This is a genomic window from Nostoc sp., assembly GCF_036919495.1.
Taxonomy (GTDB): Bacteria; Cyanobacteriota; Cyanobacteriia; order Cyanobacteriales; family Nostocaceae; genus Nostoc.
On record NZ_JBALBZ010000207.1, the window covers coordinates 21103 to 27102 of the forward strand.

General features: G+C 41.2%; 7 protein-coding genes. 4 read left to right on the forward strand and 3 right to left on the reverse strand.

Annotation, left to right across the window (positions count from 1 at the left end):
- Positions 1-111: 111 nt before the first annotated feature.
- On the forward strand, positions 112-549 hold the full coding sequence (locus tag V7K25_RS29750) for a hypothetical protein (protein ID WP_335163224.1): 438 nt from the start codon (positions 112-114) through the stop codon (positions 547-549).
- A gap of 262 nt (positions 550-811) precedes the next feature.
- Here V7K25_RS29750 and V7K25_RS29755 read toward each other — a convergent pair whose 3' ends face one another.
- Positions 812-1747 carry an ABC transporter substrate-binding protein gene (locus V7K25_RS29755; protein ID WP_335163226.1) on the reverse strand — a complete coding sequence of 312 codons (936 nt, stop codon included), beginning with the start codon at positions 1745-1747 and terminating at the stop codon, positions 812-814.
- 454 nt (positions 1748-2201) lie between these two features.
- On the opposite strand from V7K25_RS29755, the gene V7K25_RS29760 reads away from it, so the two are divergent.
- A complete protein-coding gene (locus V7K25_RS29760) occupies positions 2202-3701 on the forward strand; it encodes a family 10 glycosylhydrolase (protein WP_335163228.1) in 1500 nt (499 codons plus the stop codon).
- Between the two features lie 11 nt (positions 3702-3712).
- Here V7K25_RS29760 and V7K25_RS29765 read toward each other — a convergent pair whose 3' ends face one another.
- The gene (locus V7K25_RS29765; RefSeq protein ID WP_335163230.1) at positions 3713-3928 is read right to left on the reverse strand and encodes a hypothetical protein; all 216 of its coding nucleotides are present in this window, start codon (positions 3926-3928) and stop codon (positions 3713-3715) included.
- A gap of 251 nt (positions 3929-4179) precedes the next feature.
- Complete coding sequence (locus V7K25_RS29770; RefSeq protein ID WP_335163232.1) at positions 4180-4329, reverse strand: hypothetical protein; 150 nt, start codon at positions 4327-4329, stop codon at positions 4180-4182.
- Positions 4330-4338: 9 nt separating this feature from the next.
- Between V7K25_RS29770 and V7K25_RS29775 the strand changes: the two genes are divergently transcribed.
- Positions 4339-4902 carry a TetR/AcrR family transcriptional regulator gene (locus V7K25_RS29775; RefSeq protein WP_335163234.1) on the forward strand — a complete coding sequence of 188 codons (564 nt, stop codon included), beginning with the start codon at positions 4339-4341 and terminating at the stop codon, positions 4900-4902.
- Between the two features lie 222 nt (positions 4903-5124).
- Positions 5125-5937: a cytochrome P450 gene (locus V7K25_RS29780; RefSeq protein WP_335163236.1), complete on the forward strand. Its 813-nt coding sequence runs from the start codon at positions 5125-5127 to the stop codon at positions 5935-5937.
- Positions 5938-6000 lie beyond the last annotated feature (63 nt).

Genomic DNA, 6000 nt, shown 5'->3' on the forward strand with positions numbered 1-6000 from the left:
CGAGCTTTTTTAGAAATCAAACATTAGTCCTATATGGCTGGGAATCACCTTAGCGATCGGCATTTGTCACCAACACAAAGTAACCAAAGCTTTCCTAGAGCAGATTAGGCAATGAGTAAAACTTTTATATTAAATTCCTTACTGTTGCTTTCTCAAATACCTAATCCAGAAGTAAAATTTTTAGATTTAAAAAATCAATTAGAAAAAAAAGGGTTTCAGGTAATCATTGCACTACCACCAAAGCGAGGAGCTTATGGGTTACTAAGAGAAACTGACAAAAAAATTTGGATTAATCCTATAGTGTTTGAGTTAGGTATTGGGACTCAAACATTAATCCATGAAACTGTTCATGCAGCGCAGGTATGTGCCGGAAAAGGAAAAATCAAAATTTTAGGCTTAGAGATTCAACCAATCAATTATGCTAGACCATTTTTTAAACGTTATACCGATGTCAAACGACAAGATTTAGAGAGAGAAGCCTATGCAGTACAAACTCAACCTAATAGTTTTGAGTTAGCTGTATCTCTTCTTCAACAACACTGTAAATAGCTAGTTTTTAGAGTTATTGATAAGGCGAAACCGTCTTTATTTAACTGCTTTGCAATAAAAAGTATTGAGTGTTGCCGAGTGAGAATCTTGAGTACAAAGAATGCTTGAAAAATCAATTGGTTAATGATTCTTTAGCACAAAATAAAAAAGAACGGCAAAGATGTTTTGCAGTAGTTTTAAACTGATTTTAATCTTAAAGTATTCATATTAATTATCGAATTCATCTTGTCTTACTATCGGGTACAATTATTTGTAAGACAAGCTAAGTACCCTGTGGCACAAACAACGCTTGCTTAAGCTGCTGACAAGCCTTTTCAATTGCATCTATACTACCTGGATTCACCAGACCAAAATAATCAAATACATAGACTCGGTTATTTTTAATTGCTTGCAGTTGTTGCCAAAAAGCTTCCTTTTTCAACGAATCTAAAAGCGTTGCTTCTGAATTTCCTTGGGGGGGATTAACCAAAATTATCACCTCTGGATTTGCTTCTAAAATCTTCTCAGCCGAAAGCGTCACATAGCCACCAACAGGACTTTTTCCTTGTAAATCTGCTGCTATATTTTTCGCCTGGAATTTCGCCAGTAAATCTCCTGCCCAACTATTTTTATTCGGCGCTAAAATTGGTTGACGGCTAACCAGCGCTAGAGTAGAAAAACCCTGAGTTGGCTTTTCTGGCAAGAAAGTTTTGTAACGATTTAACAAAGGCTGAGGATCAGCGTCAATTGATTTAGCAAGTGTTTTAGTAAGTTCTTCTAGAGATTCCCACTTATTCACCTTAGTTAGAAAAGTCGGAATTCCTAGCTGCTGAAGTTTTTGAATTGGGATGTTAGAAAAACCTTCTGCACCAATAACTAAATCTGGTTTGAGTGCTACCACTTTTTCTAAATTTGGCGGACTTTGCCCTTCACTAACACGGGGAATATCCTTAAATCTTGAGTCATCCTTGAATAATTTACTACCAGTTATTCCAACAATTTTTGTTTTATCGAGTCGAGAGATAATGTCAGCAGAAAGAGAAGAAAGAGCAACAATTCTTTTTGCTGATCCTTTTGGTAATTGCTGAGAATTTGTGTTTATCGTCTCCGTAGTGCTTGTGATTTTTGTTTGTGGCTGCTGGGTGTTTACAGTCGTACAAGCAGCTAAAAATATACTCATCAAAAGTGCTAAAGCAGATAAAAGCCAACGACGATGCATATTAAAATTCCTTTTGGGGTAAAAATAACATAAGTAGATTTTCACTAAGGGACTTCCAAATAAAAAAATGTTCCAAAACTGAGGCAAAAACTCTCTCTGCGTTCTCTGCGTTCTCTGCGCGGCAGTCGCTCATGGGGGAAACCCCCAAGACCGCGCTGCCTTGTCTCTGTGGTTCGTTTCTTGGAATAATTTATTTCTTGGAAGTCCCTAACTAAGGTGCAGGCAGAATCTACCCAATAACAGACTAAGCTTGGTGTGTATTCAGATGTTTTATACTTCCCTATATGTGTTTATGTTTTTATCAAAAAATTCAGCAACACAAACAAGCCTTTGGTAGTCTTAAAAAAATAGGTTTAAAAACCCCCTGTCATTTAAATGTATAATTATATACATAATATTGCCCATAATTATCTAAATTGGGGTCGATGATTATTGTGTCCATCTACTGCTAGATATGTCTAACCATCCCTTGAACGTTGCAAGATCAACATTATTTTGGCGGCGTCTATTCGCTATTGTTTTCACTAGTAGTTCGTTACTTCCCAACTTTGGAAGCGAACCGGCAAGGGCACAAGTAACCCAGTATTGTCAATTATCATCAACGGTGGCACAAGAAAAAGAAAACTTACGTTTGTCAGCCCTCAAAGGCAAACCAGATGCCCAAACCCGCTATCAAAACATTCTAAAAAAACAGGCACAGGAATTACAGGAGTGCCGTACTAAGACTTGGCCGCAAGTCCAAGCCATTTGGTTGCGCTTATATCCTTGTGACATTCAGCCAGGAATAATAGATCAGGTTATGGATCGGATTGTCAACCGTGGCTACAACCAAGTTTATTTAGAAGTATTTTACGACGGACAGGCATTATTGCCAGCAAAATCTAACCCGACGGTTTGGCCTTCTGTAATTCGCACCCCAGGAGCAGAAAACGCCGATTTACTCGCTACAGCAATTAAAAAAGGTCGGCAACGCGGTTTAAAGGTTTACGCTTGGATGTTTACGACCAATTTCGGCTATACTTACGCCCAGCGCCGAGATAGAGAAAGTGCGATCGCTCGTAATGGCAAAGGTCAAACGAGCTTATATGTGGTAGACAATGGTTCTCAAGTATTTATCGACCCCTACAACTTGCAAGCAAAACGCGACTACTTCCAATTAGTAAAAGAAATTTTGCGTCGTCGCCCAGATGGCTTGCTATTAGACTATGTGCGCTATCCCCGACAAGCAGGAAGCGATTCCATCGCCACCAAAGTTTCAGATTTATGGCTATTTAGTCCCGCAACCCAAGAAGCTTTATTTAAACGGGCACTAAATTACAAAGGGCTGGACTTGATTCGGCGCTTTTTGAGTAAGGGATTCGTCGGCGCTGGAGATATAGCGGAAGTTGATAACCTTTATCCCCAAGAAGGCGAACCCCTCTGGCAAGGACGCATTCCTCCATCAGCGCAAAAGTCAATCCTGTCTGCAACCGATAGACAGCCGCTTTTACAATGGGAATTATGGCAGCTTGCTGTTGCCCACGCCATGCAAGGAATTTTAGATTTTGTCACCATAGCTAGTTATCCAGCAAAGCAGCAAGGTATTGCCACAGGAGTAGTGTTTTTCCCGGATGGCAACCAAACTGTAGGACAAGGGTATGATTCCCGTTTGCAACCTTGGGATCGCTTCCCCACTTCATTGCAGTGGCATCCTATGGCTTATGGAAATTGCGGTAATGTCAGTTGTATTGTGACACAAGTGCAACGAGTTTTGAGTATGGCAAAACCGGGTACGCAGATAATCCCAGCTTTAGCAGGCAAATGGGGAGAATCCGTTAGTAATCGTCCATCGCTAGAAGTGCAAATGCAGGCACTTCGCAAATTTTCCCCTCAACTGAAGGGAGTTAGCCATTTTGCCTATTCTTGGCAATATCCTGAGAGTGATAACGATCGCAAATTTTGTCGCACTCGGTAAACAGCAGAGTGTTAATTTCGCCAATCACCCAATTGCATCGCTAGGAAATAGCGCAGATGGTCTACGAATAATGGCCGCCTTTTGTGGGATGCCATGTCCCATACTGACACCGAATAATGCCAGCCGTCGATTACTGAGTCCATAGCGTCACGCACTCTGGCAATATCTAGCCGCAGTCCTGCGAAATAAGCACAGGAGTAACTCTCTAAGGAATTAATTATCCACAATCTCAAACTACCTAGTTGACACTGTACTGTCTGGACGGTACTATATATTTAGTGAACCGTCCAGACGGTAATAGAACAGTAGATACTTGAATCCAATCTCTATCAATCTTGGATTAAGAATATTATGTTTACCATTGCAAATCCCCTTGCTAATCAAACTGCTTTCAGTTCCCATAGCAATTCGCTGCTGTCTCAAAATTTGCAGGTTCGACGTGCTACAGATTTGTTGGATGAAACTTCACACTGTATGATTACATCCCACCAATTTTCAAAGAGAGCAAGTTACCTAATAAATCCAATCCTAGCCTTGCTGCCCCACAGATGAAGCAATGAGAGAAGATATTGACAATCTCGTTGCCAGATAAACTGTGTTCACCGGACAATTTATCTAGTTCCATCATTCAAGCTCTATGACTGCTGCCAAAAAAACAAAATCTACATCTGTCACCCGTAATGCATTGCTAGAAGCAGCGGGGCGAGTGATGGTAGCACATGGTTCAAAAGCATTGACGTTGGAGGCAGTTGCCCGCGAAGCAGGTGTCAGTAAAGGTGGATTACTTTACCACTTTCCCAACAAAGAAGCCTTGATTGCTGGGATGTTGCAACAGCTAATTGATCAAAAGGCAGTATTACTAAAGCATGAATTGGAGCAAGATGATGCACCGAATACACCAGGACATTGGCTAAGAGCCTATATCCGGTCACATGGAAAGTTTGATGGTCACTCTAGTGCAATTCAATTCAGTTTGCTAGCAGCAGTTGCTGAAAATCCAGAATTACTTAAGCCAGCTCAAGAAAACTTTGCTGATTGGCAACGGCAAATTGAAGCAAGTGGACTCGATCCAGCGATCGCAACTGTGATTTATCTAGCGATCAATGGTCTATCCTTTGTCCACCTCTTTGGTCTTGGAGTCCCGGAGGAGTCTTTGCAAAAGCAGGTAATTGAAACTCTGCTGAAACTAGCGCGAGAGTAATTCGTAATGACGCTCTCTACGAGACGCTAAAAGCGAACGAAGGCTCGCTACCCCTACGCTAACGTAATTAAGACAGTTAGAGAGACGCGATAAATTGCCGTCTCTACAAAGAATTTATCCATCAATTATTTATTGACAGACTATTAGTCGATGATGTGCCAGATCGTAACAGCATCCGACTCAGTTCAACCTGAAATTTTTTACACAATGAAGGAGATTTTTATGACTGCCGTTTTACAATTCTTACCGACCGATTCACAATTCCTACTCAGTCCTTTTTCTTGGTTGGCTAAAATGCGTCGGGAAGCAGCTGTTTTCTACGACACAGAGCATCAATGTTGGATGGTGTTTCGCTATGACAATGTGGCACGGGTATTAAGCGAATGGAAAACCTTTTCATCTAAAGTGCCGCAACCCCCCGAACAAAAAGATTTTACTCAGTCTTTGGTCTCCACCGATCCGCCTAAACATAAATCACTGCGCTCAATAGTACAGAAGGTATTTACTGAAAATCGAGTTGAAGCATTGGCTCCTCGGATTACCGAACTTACCCATGAGTTGTTGGAGCAAATGAAGCAACACAAACAGGTCGATTTCGTACACGCTTTCGCAATTCCTCTGCCGATAATCGTGATTGCAGAAATTCTCGGTATACCCTTTCAAGACCGGGAAGATTTTAAGCGCTGGTCAGACGGGATCATAGCTAGAGATCAAACTGCTATTAAAGATATGGCTGACTATTTCCGCCAATTATTGATTGATCGGCGCGATCATCAGGGCAACGACCTGATCAGCGATTTAATTACGGCTTATGAAGGGGGAGAAAAGTTGACCGCACAGGAACTCGTTGATTTTTGCATGGTACTCTTGGTAGCTGGGAATGAGACTACAACTAATTTAATTACAAATAGCATTTGGTGTCTGCATGAGCATCCTGATGAAAACCAACAATTACGGAATGACTTGTCTCTATTACCGACTGCAATTGAAGAAGTACTGCGTTATGGGAGCATCCCATTTTTGCAGAAATACTGATTCATGAGTGTAGTATGGGGAGAACACAATACTTACTTAAACCATAGGCATGACCCCCGAAGA